This is a genomic window from Streptosporangium nanhuense (assembly GCF_059358815.1).
In genome coordinates this window covers 149,632-169,156 of record NZ_JCADBG010000010.1, presented here as the reverse complement: position 1 = coordinate 169,156, position 19,525 = coordinate 149,632, and the positions used below count along the sequence as shown (strand labels likewise).

Sequence of the window (19,525 nt, the reverse complement as noted above, 5' to 3'; positions counted from 1 at the left end):
ATGTTGACGGCATCTGATCGTCACCGGGAGGACTCACGTGAGGTCTGCACTTCTGTCCGACAGCCTGGGGTTCGCCCAGCTGCTGCGCACCCATCGGGACAAGGCGCGGCTGACGCAGGAGGAACTGGCGGAGCGCGCCCGCCTGAGCGTGCGAACGCTGCGCGACCTGGAGCGGGGCCGTACCCGCTACCCGCACCGCACCTCGGTGCGCCGCCTGGCCGCCGCCCTTGAGCTGACCGGCGACGACCGCCTGACCTTCGAGGCCGCCCCGCCCCGCTCGCTCGGCGCCCCCGCCGTGGCGCCGCCCCCGGAGTGGGCGCTGCCCTCGGTGAGCGGCACCGTCGCGCTGAGCCGGCTCCCGCTGCTGCGGGAGATCGAGGACACGGTGTCGTTCGCCTCCGGTGGCGGGGAGCCCGCGCTGGTGACCGTCACCGGCCCCGCGGGGGTCGGCAAGACCACCCTCGCCACCCAGTGCGCCCTGGTGCTGCGCCAGCGGATGGGGCTGGACGTCCTCTTCCTCGACCTGGGCCGCGACCGGCGCGACCCCCGCGAGCTGCGCGACGCGGTGCGGCGGGCGCGCATCGCCCGCATGACGTCCCCGGTCTCGGGCGGGCGGTGCCTGCTCCTGCTCGACGACGCCCGCGGCGCCGACGGGCTCGCGGAGGGCCGGGTGCCGCCGCTGCTGGCACTCGGCTTCACCGGCGTCGTCGTCACCGGCAGGGAACCCCTCGCCGGGTTCGTCCCCTCACGGCACATCGCGCTCGCGCGCCTGAGATGAGACACCGATGAACAACGGGGTTGGAACGGACATCCGGGTGCTGATCTGCTACTCGGAGAGACTGCTGCGCACGGCACTGTGCTCGATCCTCGCCGCCGAACCGGGGCTGCGCGTCGTGGGGGACGCCGGCGACGGGTTCGAGGCGGTGTCCAAGGCCAGGGGCCTGCGGCCGGACGTGGCCCTCGTCGACGAGCGGCTCACCGGCCTCGACGGCGTCCAGGTCACCGAGCGGCTCCGCGCCGACCCGCTGGCGGGCTCGGTGCGGAGCGTCATCCTGACCGAGCACCCCGAGGCCATGTTCGACGCCGTACGCGCCGGGGCCCGCGGCTTCCTGCTGCGCTCCAGCGCCCAGGACGAGCTGGTCGGGGCCATCAGGGCCATCGCCCGGGGGGAGGCGTTCTTAGCGCCGCAGGTCGCCAGCAGCTTCCTGAGCCGCTTCGAGAACGGGCTTCCCTACCGTCCGCCGGAGTCCGTCAAGTCGCTCACCGAGCGCGAGCACGAGGTGCTCGCCCTGGTCGCCGACGGGCTGAACAACACCGAGATCGCGAGCAAGCTGTACGTGAGCCAGGCGACCGTCAAGTTCCACGTGTCCAACCTCCTCAGCAAGCTCAACCTCCGCGACCGTCTCCAGATGGCCGTGTTCGCGCACAAGGCCGGCGTCGTGTGACCGTCCGCGGGGCCGGCCCGCGCCCCCGCGCCGGGCCGGCCGGTGAGGGAGGACGTCACTCGCCGGGGCGGCAGACGGTGCCGGGGGCGGGGAGCGTCAGGTCGACGAGGTAGCGGGTGGCGTGGCCGATCACGCACCGGCTGGCGGGCCCGTTGTTGCCCGGCAGGTACAGGGCGTGCCCGGGACCGTCGTACTGGACGGTGACCGAACCGGGCACCAGCCCGGCCAGGCTCGCGGTCATGGTGTGGTCGGTCCAGGAGCCGGCTCCCAAAAACGGCGGCAGGCCGCGGACCGGCAGCGGCCGGGACGGGTTGGCGACGGGCCGAGGCCAGCCGGCGCAGCCCAGCATGTCGAACGGCGCGGCGCCCAGGTGGGGGGAGGCCTCCCGCATCCGGCGCGAGACGTCGCGGAACTGCTCGTACCCGGTGAAGCCGCGGTCGTCGGGGCAGGTGATCGCCCGCGGGGCCGGTACCGCCCAGATCCGCGAGTTGCTGTTGACGAACTCCGCGAAACCGGAGGCGTCACCCTTCCTGAGCCTGTCCACCGACGCGGCGAAGGCCTTCCACCAGGCGTTGTCCGGGCCCGGGTTCGCCTGGAAGCTCGTCAGCTTCAGGTGCCACCCGCTCAGCTTCCCCTCGCCGAGCTCCGGGGACGAGATCGGGATCGGGGAGCGGTCGAGCTTCTCGACGAGGGCGCGCCAGACCGCGCTCACGTCCTCCCCGTGCAGCGCGCAGGCGCTGTCGGCCGCGCACCAGGCGAGGAACCGCCCGAACATCCGCTCGCCGATGGCGGCGTGGTCCAGGTGCAGCTTGGCCCACCCGTTGACCTGGTCGGCCGCGCCGTCGAGGTACATCGCCCGGACGCGCCCGGGGAACAGGCGCGCGTACGCCGCGGCGGTCACCCCTCCGTAGGAGTTGGCCATGAAGCTCAGCCGTCGCTCGCCCAGGGCCTCGCGGACCGCCTCCATGTCCCGTGCCACCGACAGGGAGTCGAGGTTGTCGAACAGGCCGCTGGAGTCGGCGTCCCGGCACTCGCGCGATGCCGCCTCCACCTTCGCCACCTGGGTCCGGTACTCCTCGCGGTCGCGGGGTTCCAGCAGCTGCGTTCCCATGTTCCAGCACACCGCGGGCAGTTTCTCCCTGAGCTTGGTATTGCGCGGGTCGTAGCCGACGAGGTCGAAGCGGCGGCGCAGCTCGGTGAGGCCGGGCGCCGAGTCCTTCAGGTTCTGCACTCCCTCGGCCCCGGGGCCTCCCGGTATCTGCAGCACGCTCCCGATCCGGTTCGCCGGGTCGGTGGCGGGCAGCCGGGCCAGGTCCAGGGTGAGCTTGCGCCCGCGCGGCCTCCTCCAGTCGACCGGCACCGTGACGGTGGCGCACCGGATCCCCTCCGGGAGGTTCTCGCCCGCGCACGCCTTCCACTCCAGCCGCGAGGCCGCTCCCGGTGACGCGGATGCCGGAGCCCGTGCCGGCGTCGCGACGGCAGGTGACGCCTGTGCCGATCCCGCCGCGTAGGCGGGCGCCCCCGCCGGGACGAGCAGCGCCGACGCCGCGACGAGTCCCGTGAACAACGATCCGATCTTCCTGTACATCCGTGGCTCCTCTGTCCGGACGGTGGTGGGTACGCCATGCAGTCGTCTTCCGCCGGCTCTCCTCCACCGTCGCCGACCCGTCCCGCGGAGGCCACGGGGACGTCCGCCGGGAAACCTCGGGATATCCCCCACCGGCCCGCCGGATGTCGGGCGCGGGCGGGGTGCGGCACGCTGGAGGAATGAGCCGCCCTCCCTCCGGCCCTCCACCCCCGGCCGAGTCGTCCCCGCCTTCGCCTTTGCCTTCGCCTTCGCCCTCGCCTTCGCCCTCGCCTTTGCCCTCGCCTTTGCCTTCGCCCGCCCCGATCCCGGTCGAGTCGCCCGTGCCGATCCCGGCCGCGTCCCCGTCTCCGGCGTCCGCTCCGGTCCCGCCCGCGCCATGGCCGCTCCCGCTTCCGGTGTCCTCGGCGGCGGAAGCGGCTCGACCGGGGCAGGAACCGGCAACGCGGCGGGTCTGGCGCGAGCTGGGCTACGCGCTGGCCGGGTTGCCGCTCGCCGCCGCCGGCCTGGTCCTCCTCCTCGCCATGCTGCTGGCCGCGTTGTGGTCGACGGCGGTCGTCGGCCTCCCGCTGCTGGCCGTCACGGTCCGTGGGGCCCGGCGCCTGGGGGCGCTCCACCTCGGCCTGGCCCGCCTGCTGCTGGACGTCCGGACGCCCGCCCCCGCCCCCTTCAGGCCGGGACCGGGGCCGATCGGCTGGTTCGTGTCGGCCCTCGGCGACGGGGCGGGGTGGCGGGCGGCGGCCTACCTGCTGGTCAAGCCGCTGACCGCGTCGCTCGCCCTCTGCACCGCCGCCGGATTCTGGGGTGGCGGCCTGTGGCTCCTCTCCTACCCCGTCCGCTGGTCGGCGGGGTACGCCGGTGCCTGGGACCCGCACGCCGACACCTGGCCTGCCGTCCTGCTGGTGGGCGTGGCCGGGCTGGCGCTGCTCGCGCCGGCCCCCCTGGCGCTGCGGGCCGCGCTTCTCCCCGAACGGTTCCTCGCCCGCGCCCTGCTCGGCCCGACCAGGGTCTCGGCCAGGATCGGCCACCTGGAGGAGACGAGGGCCCGGATGGCCGAGGACGCGACGGCGACCCTGCGCCGGATCGAGCGCGACCTGCACGACGGACCGCAGGCCCGCCTCGTGGCGCTGGCGATGAGCCTGGGCATGGCGAAGGACGAGCTCGCCGCCGTCCCACCGGGGGACCGGCGGCTCGACGCCTTCCCCCCGGAGGACCGGCTCCGGCAGGCGCGCGACCTGGTGGACGCCGCCCACCGCGAGAGCAAGGAGATCATCGCCGACCTGCGCCTGCTGATCCACGGCATCTACCCGCCCGCCCTGGACCAGGGGCTGGAGCCCGCGCTCGCCATGCTCGCCACGCGTTTCACGCTGCCCGTCGACCTCCGCGTCGACCTGCCCCGGCGTCCCTCCGCCGCGGTGGAGACGATCGTCTACTTCTGCACCGCGGAACTGCTCGCCAACGTGGTCAGGCACAGCGGCGCGCGCAGGGCGATCGTCGAGGTGGGCGGACACGGCGGCCTGCTGCGGTTGCACGTCGGCGACGACGGGACGGGCGGCGCCTCGATGGGCGCCGGAACCGGACTGCCGGGACTGGCGGCCCGGGTGGGGGTGGTGGACGGACGGCTGGAGATCGACAGCCCTCCCGGAGGGCCTACCGTGGTCACCGTGGAGGTGCCGTTCCCCACCTGAACGCGGGAGGTCGCATGCGCGTCGTCGTCGCCGAGGACTCCGCGGTGCTCAGGGCCGGGCTGACCCTGCTGCTCACCACGCGGGGGCACGAGGTCGCCGCGGCCGTGGGAGACGGGGCCGCGCTGCGCGCCGCGGTGGACGAGCACCGGCCGGACGTCGCCGTGGTGGACGTACGCATGCCGCCGACCCACACCGACGAGGGACTGCGCGCCGCGATCGACATCCGCCGCGACCACCCCGGCATCGGTGTGCTGGTCTTCTCCCAGTACGTGGAGACGCGCTCGGCGACCCTGCTCCTCGCCGAGGACTCGCGAGGAGTGGGATACCTGCTGAAGGAGCGGGTCGCCGACGTCGGCGACTTCCTGGCCGCGCTCTCCCGGATCGCCGCCGGCGAGACCGTGCTGGACCCGGAGGTCGTCACCCGGATGATGGCGACCGGCAGGCGCGCCGACACCCTCGACACCCTCACCCCCCGGGAGCGGGAGGTGCTCGTCATGATGGCCGACGGACGGTCCAACGGCGCGATCGCCGAGGCCCTCTTCCTGTCGTACGGGTCGGTGGAGAAGCACGTCACGCACATCTTCACCAAGCTCGGGCTGCCGCCGTCGCAGAGCGACCACCGACGCGTGCTCGCCGTGCTGCGCTACCTGGAGTCCTGACGGCCCCGCCTCACCGGCACCCGCGCGGCGTGCCCGCCGGGCGGGAGGACCGGGTGGGAGCGGACTCCGTTCCCGGGCGGCCGGTGCGCGGTCAGGGCGCGGGCTTTCCCGGCACGGCGATGGCGGTCACGACCAGGCCGTCGGACACCATCCAGCGGCCCGTGAAGCCGGTCAGCTCCCGGCCCTCCACCCGGGGGCCCGGGACGAGGAGGCGGGCGGTGAACGTACCGGAGGGGGAGAAGGTGAGGCGGGCCTCCTCGAAGCCGAGCCAGCGCCTGGCCAGCGGGAACCACGCCTTGTAGACGCTCTCCTTGGCGCTGAACAGCAACCGTCCCCAGTGCACTCCGTCGTCGAGCCGTTCCAGCTCGGCCCGCTCCTCGGGCAGCGAGACCGCGGGCAGCACGCCCTCGGGGAGCGGCTCGTGGGGCTCGGCGTCGATGCCGACGGTGAGCGCCTCGAGGGAGACGGCCGCCGCGCGGTACCCGGCGCAGTGGGTGATGGCGCCCACCACCCCGTCCGGCCACCCGGGCGCGCCGCGCTCGCCGGGCAGGATCGGCACCGGGGGCAGCCCCAGCTCGGCCAGGGCCTGGCGGGCGCAGTGGCGCGCGGTGCCGAACTCGCGCCGCCGCTTCTCCACCGCGCGGACGATGGCCGCCTCCTCCTCGGGGAACAGCACGACGTCCGGCGGGTCCTCGAAGCACTCCGAGCTCGCCACCCACGGCGGCAGGATCTTCTCGATCATGCGACGGGCCGAGGGCTGGGCAGGATGTGCCGCAACTGGCCGGGCGCGGTGGACCTGGGACGCCACTCGCGGGGATACCCCAAGGAGACCTCCTCGAAGCGGACACCGTCGTACCGGGTGGTCCGGGGGATGTGCAGGTGACCGTAGACGACCGCGGCGGCGTCGAAGCGCAGGTGCCAGTCGGCGGTGCGCTCGGTGCCGCACCAGATCGCGAACTCCGGGTGGTACAGGATCAGGGTGGGCTCGCGCACCAGGGGGTAGTGGTTGACCAGCACCGTCGGGACCCCGGCGGGCCTGGCCTCCAGACGCCGTTCGGTCTCGGCGATCCTGGCGTCGCACCAGGCGTCCCTGGTGGGGTACGGATCGGGGTGGAGCAGCATCTCGTCGGTGCAGACCACACCCTTGTCGTACGCGCGGGCGAGCGCCTCCTCCTTCGTCGCGACGCCGGGCATGCGGAAGGTGTAGTCGTACAGCACGAACAGCGGGGCGACGGTGACCGGGCCGTCGGGGCCGGTCCAGGTCGGGTAGGGGTCCTCGGGCGTCACCACCCCGAGGTTCCGGCACACCTCGACCAGGTGCCGGTAGCGTTCCTCGCCGCGCAGCTGGACGGGGTCGCTGGGGTGGGTCCACAGCTCGTGGTTGCCGGGGGCCCACACCACCTTCTCGAACCGTCCGGCGAGCAGCCCCAGGGCCCACTCGATGTCGGAGACCTTCTCGGAGACGTCCCCGGCGACCAGCAGCCAGTCGGAGGCGGAGGTGGGCCGGAGATTCTCGACGATGCTCCGGTTCTCCTGGTAGCCGATGTGCAGGTCGCTGATGGCCAGCAGTGACGTCATGCGCGGCCCGTCCCAGGAGAGCCGGTGGCCGAGGTGGGGCCGGCCGGGGCGGGGCCGGTGTCCGTGGCGGGCCGTGTGCCGCGTGCCGACGGGGCGGGCCGTGTGCCGCGCACCTGTGGTGAGGGCTGGGCGCCGCGCACCTGTGGTGAGGGCCGTGTGCCGCGCACCGGCGGCGAGGGCGTCCCCGCCGTCCCCTCGTTCGTTTCCACGTTCCCAAGCACCGCCGCCTCCGTCTCGCCCGCTTCCCCGGGCGCGGTCACGAACTCGTGATCGCCGAGCAAAAGAACCCTCTCACGACCGCCCCCGGAGTCACACCCCACCCCGCCGTGAAGGCGTCGGGTACGGCGCCCCCGACCGAGTACGGAGATACCCGTGCGCCCGGCCGGGACGGCGGCGATGCTTGACGCATGACGACATTCGACAGCATGCCCCAGTGCTGCATCGCACCCCCCGACCTGCTCGAGGCGGTCGCCGAGCAGGGAACCCCCGAGGAGCGGGAGGCCGCGCTCAGGACCCTGGCCACCTCCGAGACCGCCCGCGCGCAGCGCGCGTCGTTCGCCGGCGTGCTGCGTCAGCTCAGCCTCACCGTCGCCGACGTGGCGCCCGCCCCCGGCATGGTGCGCACGGTCTACGACGTGGAGAACGGCGGGGACTTCGACCTCCCCGGGCGCAAGAGGCGCGGGGAGGGCGACGGGCCGTCCGGTGACGCGGCGGTCGACGACGCCTACGACGGGGCGGGCATCACCTACGACTTCTACCGGCGGGTCTTCGGGCGCGACAGCATCGACGGGCGGGGGCTGGAGATCGTCTCCTCGGTCCACTACGGGACCGACTACGACAACGCCGCCTGGATCGGCTTTCAGATGATCTACGGCGACGGCAGCGGGCAGATCTTCACCAAGGGCTCCCTCACCAAGGCCGTCGACATCGTGGCGCACGAGCTGACCCACGGCATCACCCAGTTCACCGCGAACCTGGTCTACAGCAAGCAGTCCGGAGCCCTCAACGAGTCGTTCTCCGACGTCCTGGGGTCGCTCGCCAAGCAGTACAGCCGCGGGCAGAGCGCGGAGCAGGCCGACTGGCTCATCGGCGACGGCATCCTGGGCAGCGCCCTGCGCGGGACGGCCCTGCGGTCGATGAAGGCGCCGGGAACCGCCTGGTCGACCCCCTCCGGGGGACGCGACCGCCAGCCGGGACACATGCGCGACTACGTGAACCTGCCCGACGACGGCGACCCCGCCAACGACCACGGTGGTGTCCACATCAACTCGGGCATCCCCAACCACGCCTTCTACCTCGCCGCCACCGCCATCGGCGGCAACGCCTGGGAGCGCGCCGGACGCATCTGGTACGTCACGCTCACCGAGCGGCTCCGGCCGCGCTCCGACTTCCGGGAGGCCGCGGAGGCGACGGTGGAGGTGGCCGGAGAGCTGTTCGGCGCGGACGGGGAGGAGCAGCGGAAGGTGCACGCCGCGTGGCAGCAGGTCGGGGTCCTCCAGGGAGGCGCCGGCCGCGACGAGTGACCGCGCCCGGGTGGCGGGAGTCCTGCCTGCGCCCCGAACTCGATGTATCAAATGTACCGTCATGTTGGTACATTGACAGGCGAAGGGGAGGGGTCTGCCATGTCGTCGACGACGGTGATGCTCATCGGACTGCTGGCCGTGCCCGCGGTGGTGTTGCTGTTCGGGTTCTGGCCGGTCTCCGAGAGGCGGGTCGCCCGTTTCTGCGTGGAGTACGGCGTGACCCTCACCCGCGACACCAGGCCGGTCCTCTCCGCCTACCTGACCAGAACGAGCAGGTGGCGGGCCTGCGGCGGGGCGATCGGCTGGCTGGCGGCCGGCGCGTTCACCTCCGGCAGCGGCTACCACTACTTCCTGGGCGTGGCCGGATACCTGGCCGGCGCGCTGGCGGCCGAGGTCGGGACGTCCCTGCCGGTGCCCGAGGGCCGTCGCCGCGCCGCTCTCATGGCGCGCAGACCCGGTGACGGCCTGACCTGGTGGGCGCGCTGGGGTCCGGTGCTCATCGTCGCGGCGCTGGGCGTTCACACCTGGATCTACCGGGTGTGGTCCGAGGCCGGGCCTGCCGAGGTGTCACCGTCTCACGTCATCCTCGATCTGGCGGGCATCGGCCTGGCCACGGCCGTCCTGTGGCTGTCGTGCCGGCTCGTCGTCATGCGCCCCCGGCCGGTGCGCGCCGCCGATCTCGACGAGGCTGACGACGGGATCCGGGTGAGCGCGCTGCACACCATCAGCGGGGCGTCGCTGGCCCTGATGTGCCTGGCGGCTCTCGACGCCATGTGGGCCATGGTGCTCGACCTCGACGCCCCGGAACCCTTCAACTGGATCATGAGCGTGCTGAGTTTCGCGATGCTGCTGGCGGCGCTGTACTCCTGGTTCGGCCTGCGAACCCGCCCGCGCCCCGCCCTGAGGGGCCCGGCGTGATCGTCGAGATCGACCCGGACGCGACCACTCCGCCGTACGAGCAGCTAAGGAGCCAGATCGCCGCGTTGATCCGGACCGGGGGGCTGGAGGTCGGCGCCCGCCTCCCGAGCATCCGGCAACTCGCCCGCGACCTCGGCCTGGCGGCGGGGACGGTCGCTCGCGCCTACCGCGAGCTGGAGGCCGCGGGCTACCTGCGTGGCCGGGCGGGGCAGGGCACCGTCGTGCGCGAGATCCCCCAGCTGTCCGAAACCGAACGCGCCGCCCGCCTGGCCGATGCCGCCCGCGCCTACGCGGTCGCGGTCCGCGAACTCGGCATCGGCGTCGACACGGCCCTCACCACCGCCCGCCACCACCTCACCGACCCCGCCGGCTGACCCGGGCCCCGTCTCCTTCCAAGCGTGCCGCGGGCGACGAGCGTGCCGCGGACGACGGGGGCGGGGCGGTCGCGGCGGCGACGGCGGGGTCCGAGCGAGTTCCGGACGCCGGGCGGTGGCGGGGGTCGAGCGGGCGCGGGATGCCCGGCGGGTGCGGGTGCCGGGCGGTGGCGGGGTTCGAGCGGGTGCCGGATGCCTGGCGGGTGCGGGTGCGGGTGCCGGGCGGCGCTCCCGTGGGACGGATCGATCGCCGCCCGGCTCCGCGATCAGCCGCTGTACGAGATCCAGCCGTACTCGTACTGGGTCCAGCCGTTCTCGTCGCCGCGGTGCCCGCGGCCGACCAGCACCTCGTTCGTCGGGCAGTTGAACTTGCTGTTCGACTGTTTCAGGGTCGAGACCTGCCCGGGACGGATCTCGACCGTGACGGCCGCGGCGGCCGCGGCGGCCGTGGCGGCCGTGGCGGGACCGGCGGGGACCAGGGCGAGGGCGGCGACGGCCGTCGCCGCGAGCGCGGCCGGCAGAGACTTCTCGAACATGTTCGTGTCCTTCGACGAGAGCTGCGGTAAGCGGAATCCATGGTCGTCGTCACGACGGCGCCCGTCGTCCGTCTGCGAGGTGAGCGCGGGTCCGCCTGCGCGGTGACCCGTCCGCCGTGGAGATCCCCGGCAGATCCACGCCGTGCTCGCGGCGGTGGACCCCGCGGGGCTCGCGGTGCTCCGTGTCGAGGGACGTCTGCGCTGAGGCGTGCTGAGGCGCGCGCGCCTGGAGGATTCGGTTCCAGGGGGTCGTTCAGACGGGAGGCGGGCGGATAGCATGCGCGGATGTCTCTGATGCGTCTGCGTCATTCGGTCCGCGCGGTCGTTCTCGACGAGGACGACCGCGTCCTGCTGTGCCGGATGGTCATTCCCAAGCCGACCGGGACGATCGCCGTGTGGGCGACGCCCGGTGGAGGCGTCGAGCGTGACGAGGCCGTCCTTGCCGCCCTGCGCAGGGAACTGCGCGAGGAGGCGGGAATCGTCATCGACACCGACCCGCCGCATGTCTGGCACCAGGAGGTCGTCGACCCCGGACACGCGGTGGGCTACGACGGAGTGGTCAACGACTACTTCCTCGTCCGCGTCGCGTCGTTCGACCCCCGTGGCGCGATGTCCGACGACGAACTCGCCACCGAGAACATCGTCGGCTTCCGCTGGTGGCGGCTGCCGGACATCGCGGACTACCGCGGCCCCGACGTGTTCTCACCGCGCGACCTGGCCACGCCGCTGGCGGCCCTGATCGCCGACGGGGTTCCGGCCGGCCCCGTGCCGCTCGGCCTGTGACCCCGGCGAGAGCCGCCGGGGTCTCCTCGAAGGCGTGAGGACCCCGCGCCTGCCCGGCCCGTTTCCCCGGACGGGTTCCAGGCGGGGAAACGGGCCACCGCCCCGCACGTGCCACGGGAGTGGGACACCGCCTTCAACCTCGGCTGATCTGCGAGCCGAGGTCACTGGGCGCAGGGGAATGCATGTATCGGCCCTGTGGCGAGGATTGGTCACTGTTTGTGGTGATCTATGGTGCGGGAGGCGTCATGATTCGAAGGGCGGACACGACGGCTTGCTCATCTCGCCTCCTCTGCGGCCGGATGGCTCCGTCCGGCCGCCCCGAGATGTGATGCCGGCCAGAAAAGGTGGTGAGTGGTGCCCGATCCGGGCCGGTTGGACACAAGTGATCTTGAAGCATCCGGTCAAGACACGACTGGGCGGCGTGCGAGTGGTCCCTCCGACCTGGACCATCCTGTCTCGTCCGCCTGGCTTGCATCTGTCGGCCTGGCGCCGCAGGTTTTCACGGTCGCGGGGGACACGGTTCCCGCCGGAGGCGGGACCTCAGGGGCGTCGGCCGTGGTGGTGCGGTCAGCGCCTTCCCGCCCGCGCCTCGGGTGGATGGTCGCCGCGCTGACAGCATGCGTGACGCTCGTTGTCTGCTTCTGGCCTTCTGCGGATTTGGTGGGGCGCCACGATGACGTCGTCCTGGCGGTGGCGCTCGGGCAGGTGAACGGTCAGCCCGTTGCCGTCACCGTGGGTGGCGGCATGAATGACGACACCATGCGAGTCTGGGATCTGACCGCGCGCGAACCCATCGGCGAACCGATAGTCAGCCAGCCTTACAGCGTTGAGACGGTGGCGGTCGGGCAGGTGAACGGTCGTCCGGTCGCCGTCACCGGCAGCGTTGTCGGCATCGTGCGGGTGTGGGACCTGACCACACGCGAACCAATGGGCGAGCCCATGACCGGCCATACCGGCAGTGTCGGGGCGGTGGCGATCGGAGAGGTGAATGGCCGGCCGGTCGCCGTCACCGCCGGAGATTGGGGCACTGAAACCCACAAGAACCCTGTGCGCGTATGGGATCTGATCACGCGCGAACCCCTGGGCGAACCGATGACCGGGCACACCGGCCCGGTCCTGGCGGTGGCGGTCGGGCAGGTGAACGGTCGTCCGGTCGCCGTCACCGGCAGCGTCGACGGCACCGTGCGCGTGTGGGATCTGACCACACGCGAACCCGTCGGCGAGCCGATGACCAGTCAAACCCGTGTCTGGGGGGTGGCGGTTGGAGAGGTGAACGACCGACCGGTCGCCGTAACCGGCAGCGAAGACCAGAACATGCGGATATGGGACCTGACCACGCACACGCTCATCGGAGAGCCGGTGCCGACCGGCCACATCGACGGTGTCCGGGGGGTGGCGGTCGGGCAGGTGAACGGCCGTCCGGTTGCCGTCACCGGTGGTGACAATGACGACGATGACAACGACGACGGCAGTGTGCGGGTCTGGGATCTGGCCACGCGCCGACCCATCGGGAACCCGATGGTTCACACCAACAGTGTCTTCACACTGGCGGTCGGATGGGTGAACGGCCGACCGGTCACCGTCACCGGAGACGGTGACGGCGCCGTGCGGATGCGGGACCTGAACGTTCACACGCCATGAGCCATGACCGTCGAGGACGGGACTTTTAAAAGGGGCACGGTGTCGCAGGCATCCTCAAGGGGGCGGGTACGTCCTCGGTTATCCTCTGGCGATGGGCATCAGGAACTATCTGATCGAAGGAGTCTCCGGCACCGGCAAGACGTCGGTCTGCAAAGAACTGTGGCGGCGCGGTTACCACGCCGTCAACGGTGACACCGATCTGGCCTACCAGGGCGATCCGGAAACAGGCAGGCCGACGAGTGGCCTGGGGCACGAGCACCACATCTGGCGGATGGACAAGGTGAGAGCCTTGGTCGCCGACCAGGATGAGGCGGTGACGTTCTTCTGCGGGGGTTCCAGGAACTTTTCCCGGTTCATCGATTTGTTCGACGGCGTCTTCGTGCTGGAAGTCGACCTCGACACGTTGAATCGGCGACTTGACCGGCGACCGGAAGACGAGTGGGGCGGCAAGCAGGCGGAACGTGAACTCATCGTGCGATTGCACCGAACGAAGGAGGACATTCCGAGAAACGGCGTCTCGATCGACGCCACCGCACCGCTCGCGCACGTCGTCGACGAGATCGTTCGCCGGGCCGAAGCCGACAGACAGCCGCGACGCGGGAGCTCGGTCGACACCTGACCGCGCCGGGACCGCCGGAGGCTTCCGGCGCTCCGGAGTGGTCCGGATTCGCCGGGACGCGGTCAGACGGTCTTGTCCAGCTGCTCGGCCAGCTGCTCCAGGCCCCCCTTGATGAGCCGCCCGTACTCGTCGTCGCCCAGCGCGCCGATCCCGGCTCGCGCCTGCTGGAGGTGCTCGCGGGCACGGTCGAGGTCGCCCAGCTTGCGATAGCAGTCGCTCAGGTTGAGGTGCAGCGACGGATACAGGCCGGCCACCGAAAGCGGCACCCCGGCCTGGGCCACCCGCTCATCGGTGATCAGGTCGACGGCGGCGAGCGCCCGCAGATCCCACATCAGTTCCTGCCGCACGTCGTCCTGCACGTCGGCCATCGAATGGGCGAGGACGCAGACATGCAGCGGGTCGCCCTGCTCGCCGCCGATGTCGTCCCAGATCTGCGCGAACAGGTCGCGGGCGGCTTCACGCTGCCCCCGGTGGTGGTGCAGCTCCACCCCCTGGCCGATCCGGGTCATCGTCGGGTCTGCGGTCATCAGTGGCTCCTTCACCGTCGCGGGCGACCGCGGCCAGCCTACTCGTCCGATGTGGTTCAAAGATCTTCGATTTCGCCCGAAAAACCGAGTAAGAATCCCGGTGTCCCGAAGCCACGGCGAGGCAGCCGAGAGCGCAGGCGTCCGGCACCGGACCGCCCTGCCGATCGTCGACCGGGTGTCCCGGCCGGACCACCACCGGACCACCACCGGGCCGTTCCCGGCGATGTCCTCACCGCGCCCGCCGCGCCCCACCCGCCACCGGGACCGGCTCAAGGGCGATCGCCGACTCCGGTAGGCTGCGGGACATGTCCGTCGCCGCCCGTCTCGCCCCTGGTTGCCGCCCTCGCGGCTGCCGGGCGCCCGCGCGGCGGGTGCACGGCCGGCGGGTCCGGTACGCGATCGGCTCCGATCCCGGTCAGGTCAACGGCATGCGATGGCTTCGCGCGCCGCGCATGACGCAGGGCGTCTGAGGAGTTCTCCTCCGCCCGTCCACAGCGCTCGTCCCTGATCCGCCGCCCCTGCCGGGTCCCTCGACGCCTCCGGCGCGTCCGGGCTCGCGGGCGCCGTCGGGGTGGCTGAGAGGGCGGGAGCCCTGCCCCTCTGCGTGGAGACGCGATCGGTGATCACCGTTGACCTGACGGCCGGGGCACGCGTCCCGGCGGAGGAGTTGTCGCATGTCCAGCACGTTCTTCATCCCGGCCCCCGAAGGCCGCGCCCCGGACGCCGAGGGCTACTTCGGCGCGTTCGGCGGCAAGTTCATCCCGGAGGCGCTCGTCGCCGCGGTGGACGAGGTCGCCGACGAGTACGAGAAGGCCAAGGCCGATCCGCGGTTCACCGCCGAGTTCGGCGCGCTGCTCGCCGACTACACCGGGCGGCCGAGCGCCCTGACCGAGGTGCCCCGGTTCGCCGAGCACGCCGGCGGGGTCCGGATGTTCCTCAAACGCGAGGATCTGAACCACACCGGCTCCCACAAGATCACGAATGTCCTCGGGCAGGCCCTGCTCGCCCGGCGGATGGGCAAGCCGCGGGTGATCGCCGAAACGGGCGCCGGGTCGCACGGCGTGGCGACGGCCACCGCCTGCGCCCTGTTCGGCCTCGAATGCGTGGTCTACATGGGCGAGGTCGACATGGAGCGACAGGCGCTCAACGTCGCCCGGATGCGGATGCTCGGCACGAGGGTCGTCCCGGTGGCATCCGGGTCCCGTACCCTCAAGGACGCCATCAACGAGGCGTTCCGGGACTGGGTCGCCAACGTCGATTCCACGCACTACCTGTTCGGCACCGCGGCGGGTCCGCATCCGTTCCCGGCCATGGTCCGCGACTTCCAGCGCGTCATCGGCGTCGAGGCCCGCCGCCAGCTGCTGGAGCGCACCGGACGCCTGCCCGACGCGGCGGTCGCGTGCGTCGGCGGCGGATCCAACGCCCTCGGCCTGTTCCACGCCTTCCTGCCCGACGCCGGTGTGCGCCTGGTCGGCTGCGAGGCGGCCGGGCACGGCGTCGAGTCCGGCGAGCACGCGGCGACGCTGTCGGCGGGCGAGCCGGGCGTCCTGCACGGCTCGCGCTCCTACGTGCTCCAGGACGAGGAGGGTCAGATCACCGAGCCGCACTCGATCTCCGCCGGCCTGGACTACCCGGGCATCGGCCCCGAGCACGCCCACCTCAAGGACCTCGGGCGCGCCGAGTACGTCCCGGTCACCGACGACCAGGCGATGCGGGCGTTCCGGCTCCTGTCGCGCACCGAGGGGATCATCCCGGCGATCGAGAGCGCCCACGCCCTGGCCGGAGCCCTCGACGTCGGCAGGGAACTCGGCCGGGACGGTCTGGTCCTGGTCAACCTGTCCGGCCGCGGCGACAAGGACATGGACACCGCCGCCCGCTACTTCGGGCTGTACGACACCGACGGGGAGTCCGAGTGAGCGGCAACCTCCAGCTGTTGAACGACACCTTCGCCGGCGTCAGGGCCGAGGGCCGGGCCGCGCTCGTCGCCTACCTCCCGGCCGGTTTCCCGACCGTCGACGGCGGCATCGCGGCGATCAGGGCGGTCCTGGACTCCGGCGCCGACATCGTCGAGGTCGGGCTGCCGCACAGCGACCCGGTCCTGGACGGCCCCGTCATCCAGACCGCCGACGACCTCGCCCTGCGCGGCGGCCTCAGGATCGCCGACGTCATCCGCACCGTCCGCGAGGTCCACGCCGCCACGGGCAAGCCCGTCCTGGTCATGTCGTACTGGAACCCGATCGCCCGCTACGGCGTCGAGCGCTTCGCCACCGAGCTCGCCGACGCGGGCGGGGCGGGCTGCATCCTGTCCGACCTGCCCGTCCAGGAGTCCGCGACGTGGTGCGACCACGCCGGCGAGCGGGGCCTGGCGACCGTCTTCGTCGTCGCGCCCAGCACCGGGGACGAACGGCTGAGGCGGATCACCGCCGCCGGCTCCGGTTTCGTCTACGCCGCCTCGACCATGGGCGTCACCGGCGTCCGTGAGAGCGTCGGCGCTTCGGCCGCCGATCTCGTACGGCGGACCAGGGCGACGACCGATCTGCCGGTCTGCGTCGGCATCGGCGTGTCCACCCCCGGCCAGGCCGCCGAGGTGGCGGGCTTCGCCGACGGGGTGGTCGTCGGCACCGCTTTCGTCCAGGTCCTCCTCGACGCCCCCGACGAGACCGCCGGCCTGGCGTCCCTGCGCGCCCTCACCACCGCACTGGCCCGGGGCGTCCGCGGGGAGGGGTAGCGGCGGCACGGTCACGACCGCGGTGAACGGGGGAGACGTCCGTTTTCCCCGTTCACCGGCCGGTCAAGGTCCCACAGGCCGGTGAGCGGGCGGGGAGACTCGTACGCGGAACGGTTCAGGGACGGTTCAGGGGCGCTTCATGGGCGGCGGGCGACCCAGGCGGTGCGGGCGGTTCGTACGGTGAGGTCCTCGCTCCGCAGGACGCTCCGGGGGCCGTCGCCGTCAAGGACGGTGTCGAGCAGGGCCAGGTCGGCGTCGGACAGCCGGCCGTCCGCGTGGGAGCGCAGCTTGCTCAGGGACACCTGCGCGTAGCGGCCGGTGGCCTCGGGCAGCGGGGCGGGCAGGTCGACGGTGAAGGGCCGCCTGGCCTCCAGGACGAAACCGGCGCGGGTCAGGTCACCGGTCCAGTCGACGGCCGGGCCGTCGTTCAGGGCGGCGTGCAGGCGGGCTTCGAGGTGTCCGAGGTCGGTGTCGTCGGGCAGGAAGCGGGGGAAGAAGTCCATCTCGGTCACCGCCAGGAGCCCGCCGGGCCGCAGCGCGTCGAAGGCCCGGGCCAGGGCCCGGCCGGGGTCGGTCATGTGGTGCAGGGAAGAGGCCGCCCACACCAGATCGGCCGGGGCGAGTTCGGGCCAGGGCGCGTCCAGGTCCGCCTCGACGGTGTCGATCCGGTCGGCGAGGCCGAGCCCGCGGGCCTTCTCCGACAGGTGGCGCAGCATCCGCGGCGAGAGGTCCAGCGCGGTGGCCCGGGCCCGCGGGAAGCGCTCCAGCAGGGCGATGGTCCCGGTGCCGGTTCCGCTGCCCACGTCGAGGACATGGCCGGGGGCCGGGTCGGCGAGCTCGTCCAGCCAGGCGGTCAGCTCGGCGAGATGGCTGTGCAGGACCTCGGCGTCGAGATCCAGGAGTTCCGCCAGGTCGACGGTGCCGGCCTCGGCCCGTTCGCGGTTCCGGTGAGGGCGACTCGTGTCCTCGATGTCCTTTGCGTTCATGTTTCGACCCTAACGTCGATATGCGCGAAGGGCATACACTCTTGCCTATGGCGCAAGAAAGCGATTTGGACGGCACCATCCGCCTCCGGATCAGGGGGCTGCGGCAGGCGCTCGGCTGGTCCCTGGACAACCTGGCCGAGCGGGCCTTCCTCAGCCCCTCCACATTGAGCCGGATCGAGACCGGGCACCGGCGCATCAGCCTCGACCAGCTGATCGCACTGGCCCGCGCCCTGGGCACGTCCCTGGACCAGCTGGTGGAGTCCGTCGACGACGACGACGTCGTGATCAGGCCGCGTCGCGACGAACGGCTCGGACTGACCACCTGGCTGCTCAGCCGCGAGTCCGGGCCGGCCGGTGTCACCGTCGCCAAGATGCGCGTCACCGACGAGGCCCGCGGGGACGGGACCGATCAGCTCGGGGTCCACCCCGGCAGGGAGTGGTTCACCGTCATGTCGGGAACCGTCACGCTGCTGCTCGGTGAGCGCACCGTCCACGTCGAGACCGGACAGGCGGCGGAGTTCTCCACCATGATCCCCCACGCCGTCAAAGCCCACCGCGGACCGGCGGAGATCCTGGTCATCCTCGACCGCGACGGACAGCGCGCCCACCTCCACCCGCCGGCCTGACCACCGGTCCGGGCGATCGCGCGCGTGAGGAGCGCGGGTGCTCCGGCGGAGCCCCGGTGACATCCGCGCGCGGCCGGGACGTCAATGCCCCTGGACGTCGAAGACGACCCTGGAGAAGTCGCGGGCGGCGAGGTGGTCCCGGCGGATGCCCCAGATGATGTGCGCCCCGTCGCCCCACATCATGTTCTCCTCCTCGTCCAGCTGGAGGAGCAGCACCCAGTGGCGGGCCTCGGCGTAGAACGACTCCTCGTCGTACCAGCCCGCGCCCTCACGTGCGGCGGCGACGGCCTCGAACGGTGACTGCAGGACCATGGCGTGGCCGCCGACCTGGTGCCGTGAGCCATGGTGGCGGCGCTCGTACTCGCCCGTCACCTCCAGGAACTCCCGTCCGGCCGACACGTGGTTCCAGATCGCGGGATACACCGCCGAGCCTCCGCCGAACGCCTCGGAGAGCTCCGGCTGAACGCTTTCCGGCCAGGTGGGCACGGTTCGCGCGGTGAGCGGTCTCTCCGGGTAGACCCAGCCTTGGGACTGCTGAAGCGTGGGCGTCCCGGCGGGCACGTAGATCACGGCATCGTCGTCCCCCTCGGCCTCGACGAAGAACAGCAGCGTGCCGTCCCCGGGCAGCTCGATGTCGACCTCGTACGCGGCCAGCCGCGCGCAGTCGAGGGTGGCGACGAGCGAGAGCGGAAACGAGCCCGGACCGCCCGGCCAGGACTCGCCTTCCGGCAGGTCCGCGGCCCCGCCCAGCCGCCCGACCACCGGCCGGCCGTCCTGGGCGATCGACAGCTGGATCCCCGGGCGCATCAGCGCGAGCAGCCGGTCGGCGGTGTCAGCGGGCAGATAGGCGCGGGCGAGGTCGGCGAAGTTCGTCATACCCGGGGATCATGCCAGGGGGCACCGACAACCGGTCCGTGTGATCCGGGTGCGGCGCGCACCCTGACGGCCGGGGCCCGGGAACAGGGGAGGAGGGGTCAACCGCGCTCGGCGGGCGGCGGCGGCTCGGCATCGCTCCAGCCCGTCCGCCGGTAGACCGTGAAGCTGGTGATCTTCGCGGTACGGCCGCCGGCGAGCCCGAACACGGCGACCATGAGCGGGTGGAAGAACGGCACCATCACCACGCGCAGGAACAGGCCGGCGCCGAGCGGGGCGACCGCGTTCACGTCGGAGGTGCCCGCCGCGGCGAAGGTGGTGACGGTGCGGCCGAGGTAGAGGATGTTCTCCGTGAAGGAGAATCCGGCGCCGGCGAGTCCCGCGGCTGGGGGGAAGCGAGGCGGGAGATCGCCAAGCTGCGGCGTCACCCCGTACC

Annotated in this window: 22 protein-coding genes; 14 read left to right on the top strand and 8 right to left on the bottom strand. The window is 72.5% G+C overall.

What is annotated here, in order from left to right:
- Positions 1-37 precede the first annotated feature (37 nt).
- Both AC5L38_RS20715 and AC5L38_RS20710 read left to right on the top strand, forming a co-directional pair.
- A complete protein-coding gene (locus tag AC5L38_RS20715) occupies positions 38-778 on the top strand; it encodes a helix-turn-helix domain-containing protein (RefSeq protein ID WP_495244450.1) in 741 nt (246 codons plus the stop codon).
- 7 nt (positions 779-785) lie between these two features.
- On the top strand, positions 786-1,445 hold the full coding sequence (locus tag AC5L38_RS20710; RefSeq protein ID WP_495244449.1) for a LuxR C-terminal-related transcriptional regulator: 660 nt from the start codon (positions 786-788) through the stop codon (positions 1,443-1,445).
- Positions 1,446-1,500: 55 nt separating this feature from the next.
- Here the strand turns inward: AC5L38_RS20710 and AC5L38_RS20705 are convergent, their stop codons facing one another.
- Positions 1,501-3,033, bottom strand: coding sequence for an alpha/beta fold hydrolase (locus AC5L38_RS20705; RefSeq protein WP_495244448.1), 1,533 nt, complete (start codon positions 3,031-3,033; stop codon positions 1,501-1,503).
- Positions 3,034-3,428: 395 nt separating this feature from the next.
- On the opposite strand from AC5L38_RS20705, the gene AC5L38_RS20700 reads away from it, so the two are divergent.
- Positions 3,429-4,718 carry a sensor histidine kinase gene (locus AC5L38_RS20700; protein ID WP_495244447.1) on the top strand — a complete coding sequence of 430 codons (1,290 nt, stop codon included), beginning with the start codon at positions 3,429-3,431 and terminating at the stop codon, positions 4,716-4,718.
- 14 nt (positions 4,719-4,732) lie between these two features.
- A complete protein-coding gene (locus tag AC5L38_RS20695; protein WP_495244446.1) occupies positions 4,733-5,377 on the top strand; it encodes a response regulator transcription factor in 645 nt (214 codons plus the stop codon).
- Positions 5,378-5,468: 91 nt separating this feature from the next.
- On the opposite strand, the gene AC5L38_RS20690 is transcribed toward AC5L38_RS20695, so the two are convergent.
- Together AC5L38_RS20690 and AC5L38_RS20685 are read right to left on the bottom strand one after the other, a co-directional pair.
- Positions 5,469-6,119, bottom strand: coding sequence for a 4'-phosphopantetheinyl transferase family protein (locus AC5L38_RS20690; RefSeq protein ID WP_495244445.1), 651 nt, complete (start codon positions 6,117-6,119; stop codon positions 5,469-5,471).
- A complete protein-coding gene (locus tag AC5L38_RS20685) occupies positions 6,116-6,955 on the bottom strand; it encodes a metallophosphoesterase family protein (RefSeq protein WP_495244444.1) in 840 nt (279 codons plus the stop codon). Before AC5L38_RS20685 ends, AC5L38_RS20690 begins: the two co-directional genes overlap by 4 nt.
- A 407-nt stretch (positions 6,956-7,362) precedes the next feature.
- Between AC5L38_RS20685 and AC5L38_RS20680 the strand changes: the two genes are divergently transcribed.
- The 3 genes from AC5L38_RS20680 (at position 7,363) to AC5L38_RS20670 (ending at position 9,770) form a co-directional block, all read left to right on the top strand.
- Positions 7,363-8,478 carry a M4 family metallopeptidase gene (locus AC5L38_RS20680; RefSeq protein ID WP_495244443.1) on the top strand — a complete coding sequence of 372 codons (1,116 nt, stop codon included), beginning with the start codon at positions 7,363-7,365 and terminating at the stop codon, positions 8,476-8,478.
- Positions 8,479-8,577: 99 nt separating this feature from the next.
- Positions 8,578-9,396 carry a hypothetical protein gene (locus tag AC5L38_RS20675; protein WP_495244442.1) on the top strand — a complete coding sequence of 273 codons (819 nt, stop codon included), beginning with the start codon at positions 8,578-8,580 and terminating at the stop codon, positions 9,394-9,396.
- Entirely contained in the window at positions 9,393-9,770 is a 378-nt protein-coding gene (locus AC5L38_RS20670; protein ID WP_495244441.1) for a GntR family transcriptional regulator, read from the top strand. The genes AC5L38_RS20675 and AC5L38_RS20670 overlap by 4 nt, the downstream gene beginning before the upstream one ends.
- A gap of 266 nt (positions 9,771-10,036) precedes the next feature.
- Here the strand turns inward: AC5L38_RS20670 and AC5L38_RS20665 are convergent, their stop codons facing one another.
- Entirely contained in the window at positions 10,037-10,306 is a 270-nt protein-coding gene (locus tag AC5L38_RS20665; protein WP_495244440.1) for a hypothetical protein, read from the bottom strand.
- A 285-nt stretch (positions 10,307-10,591) separates the two neighbouring features.
- Between AC5L38_RS20665 and AC5L38_RS20660 the strand changes: the two genes are divergently transcribed.
- From AC5L38_RS20660 to AC5L38_RS20650, 3 genes are all read left to right on the top strand, one after another.
- Positions 10,592-11,089: an NUDIX domain-containing protein gene (locus tag AC5L38_RS20660; protein ID WP_495244439.1), complete on the top strand. Its 498-nt coding sequence runs from the start codon at positions 10,592-10,594 to the stop codon at positions 11,087-11,089.
- Between the two features lie 597 nt (positions 11,090-11,686).
- On the top strand, positions 11,687-12,730 hold the full coding sequence (locus AC5L38_RS20655; protein WP_495244438.1) for a WD40 repeat domain-containing protein: 1,044 nt from the start codon (positions 11,687-11,689) through the stop codon (positions 12,728-12,730).
- A 91-nt stretch (positions 12,731-12,821) separates the two neighbouring features.
- Positions 12,822-13,349 carry an AAA family ATPase gene (locus AC5L38_RS20650; RefSeq protein WP_495244437.1) on the top strand — a complete coding sequence of 176 codons (528 nt, stop codon included), beginning with the start codon at positions 12,822-12,824 and terminating at the stop codon, positions 13,347-13,349.
- 62 nt (positions 13,350-13,411) lie between these two features.
- On the opposite strand, the gene AC5L38_RS20645 is transcribed toward AC5L38_RS20650, so the two are convergent.
- Positions 13,412-13,876, bottom strand: a complete 465-nt coding sequence (locus tag AC5L38_RS20645; RefSeq protein WP_495244436.1) for a tetratricopeptide repeat protein — start codon at positions 13,874-13,876, stop codon at positions 13,412-13,414.
- Positions 13,877-14,181: 305 nt separating this feature from the next.
- Between AC5L38_RS20645 and trpM the strand changes: the two genes are divergently transcribed.
- From trpM to trpA, 3 genes are all read left to right on the top strand, one after another.
- On the top strand, positions 14,182-14,346 hold the full coding sequence (gene trpM, locus AC5L38_RS20640; RefSeq protein ID WP_386324324.1) for a tryptophan biosynthesis modulator TrpM: 165 nt from the start codon (positions 14,182-14,184) through the stop codon (positions 14,344-14,346).
- A 204-nt stretch (positions 14,347-14,550) separates the two neighbouring features.
- Positions 14,551-15,792, top strand: a complete 1,242-nt coding sequence (gene trpB / locus AC5L38_RS20635; RefSeq protein ID WP_495244435.1) for a tryptophan synthase subunit beta — start codon at positions 14,551-14,553, stop codon at positions 15,790-15,792.
- The gene (gene trpA / locus AC5L38_RS20630; RefSeq protein WP_495244434.1) at positions 15,789-16,604 is read left to right on the top strand and encodes a tryptophan synthase subunit alpha; all 816 of its coding nucleotides are present in this window, start codon (positions 15,789-15,791) and stop codon (positions 16,602-16,604) included. Before trpB ends, trpA begins: the two co-directional genes overlap by 4 nt.
- A 137-nt stretch (positions 16,605-16,741) precedes the next feature.
- Here trpA and AC5L38_RS20625 read toward each other — a convergent pair whose 3' ends face one another.
- Entirely contained in the window at positions 16,742-17,590 is an 849-nt protein-coding gene (locus AC5L38_RS20625) for a class I SAM-dependent methyltransferase (RefSeq protein ID WP_495244433.1), read from the bottom strand.
- A 47-nt stretch (positions 17,591-17,637) separates the two neighbouring features.
- On the opposite strand from AC5L38_RS20625, the gene AC5L38_RS20620 reads away from it, so the two are divergent.
- Complete coding sequence (locus AC5L38_RS20620) at positions 17,638-18,216, top strand: helix-turn-helix domain-containing protein (RefSeq protein ID WP_495244432.1); 579 nt, start codon at positions 17,638-17,640, stop codon at positions 18,214-18,216.
- Positions 18,217-18,297: 81 nt separating this feature from the next.
- Here AC5L38_RS20620 and AC5L38_RS20615 read toward each other — a convergent pair whose 3' ends face one another.
- Together AC5L38_RS20615 and AC5L38_RS20610 are read right to left on the bottom strand one after the other, a co-directional pair.
- Positions 18,298-19,092 carry a YwqG family protein gene (locus tag AC5L38_RS20615; RefSeq protein WP_495244431.1) on the bottom strand — a complete coding sequence of 265 codons (795 nt, stop codon included), beginning with the start codon at positions 19,090-19,092 and terminating at the stop codon, positions 18,298-18,300.
- Positions 19,093-19,190: 98 nt separating this feature from the next.
- Positions 19,191-19,517, bottom strand: coding sequence for a PrsW family glutamic-type intramembrane protease (locus tag AC5L38_RS20610; RefSeq protein WP_495244430.1), 327 nt, complete (start codon positions 19,515-19,517; stop codon positions 19,191-19,193).
- Positions 19,518-19,525 lie beyond the last annotated feature (8 nt).

Excerpts from the sequence above, each read along its gene's own strand:
- AC5L38_RS20710 (WP_495244449.1), top strand. The coding sequence starts at position 786 with ATGAACAACGGGGTTGGAACGGACATCCGGGTGCTGATCTGCTACTCG.
- AC5L38_RS20705 (WP_495244448.1), bottom strand. The coding sequence starts at position 3,033 with ATGTACAGGAAGATCGGATCGTTGTTCACGGGACTCGTCGCGGCGTCG.
- AC5L38_RS20695 (WP_495244446.1), top strand. The coding sequence starts at position 4,733 with ATGCGCGTCGTCGTCGCCGAGGACTCCGCGGTGCTCAGGGCCGGGCTG.
- AC5L38_RS20690 (WP_495244445.1), bottom strand. The coding sequence starts at position 6,119 with ATGATCGAGAAGATCCTGCCGCCGTGGGTGGCGAGCTCGGAGTGCTTC.
- AC5L38_RS20685 (WP_495244444.1), bottom strand. The coding sequence starts at position 6,955 with ATGACGTCACTGCTGGCCATCAGCGACCTGCACATCGGCTACCAGGAG.
- AC5L38_RS20680 (WP_495244443.1), top strand. The coding sequence starts at position 7,363 with ATGACGACATTCGACAGCATGCCCCAGTGCTGCATCGCACCCCCCGAC.
- AC5L38_RS20675 (WP_495244442.1), top strand. The coding sequence starts at position 8,578 with ATGTCGTCGACGACGGTGATGCTCATCGGACTGCTGGCCGTGCCCGCG.
- AC5L38_RS20665 (WP_495244440.1), bottom strand. The coding sequence starts at position 10,306 with ATGTTCGAGAAGTCTCTGCCGGCCGCGCTCGCGGCGACGGCCGTCGCC.
- AC5L38_RS20660 (WP_495244439.1), top strand. The coding sequence starts at position 10,592 with ATGTCTCTGATGCGTCTGCGTCATTCGGTCCGCGCGGTCGTTCTCGAC.
- AC5L38_RS20655 (WP_495244438.1), top strand. The coding sequence starts at position 11,687 with ATGGTCGCCGCGCTGACAGCATGCGTGACGCTCGTTGTCTGCTTCTGG.
- AC5L38_RS20650 (WP_495244437.1), top strand. The coding sequence starts at position 12,822 with ATGGGCATCAGGAACTATCTGATCGAAGGAGTCTCCGGCACCGGCAAG.
- AC5L38_RS20645 (WP_495244436.1), bottom strand. The coding sequence starts at position 13,876 with ATGACCGCAGACCCGACGATGACCCGGATCGGCCAGGGGGTGGAGCTG.
- trpM (WP_386324324.1), top strand. The coding sequence starts at position 14,182 with ATGTCCGTCGCCGCCCGTCTCGCCCCTGGTTGCCGCCCTCGCGGCTGC.
- trpB (WP_495244435.1), top strand. The coding sequence starts at position 14,551 with ATGTCCAGCACGTTCTTCATCCCGGCCCCCGAAGGCCGCGCCCCGGAC.
- AC5L38_RS20625 (WP_495244433.1), bottom strand. The coding sequence starts at position 17,590 with ATGAACGCAAAGGACATCGAGGACACGAGTCGCCCTCACCGGAACCGC.
- AC5L38_RS20620 (WP_495244432.1), top strand. The coding sequence starts at position 17,638 with ATGGCGCAAGAAAGCGATTTGGACGGCACCATCCGCCTCCGGATCAGG.
- AC5L38_RS20615 (WP_495244431.1), bottom strand. The coding sequence starts at position 19,092 with ATGACGAACTTCGCCGACCTCGCCCGCGCCTATCTGCCCGCTGACACC.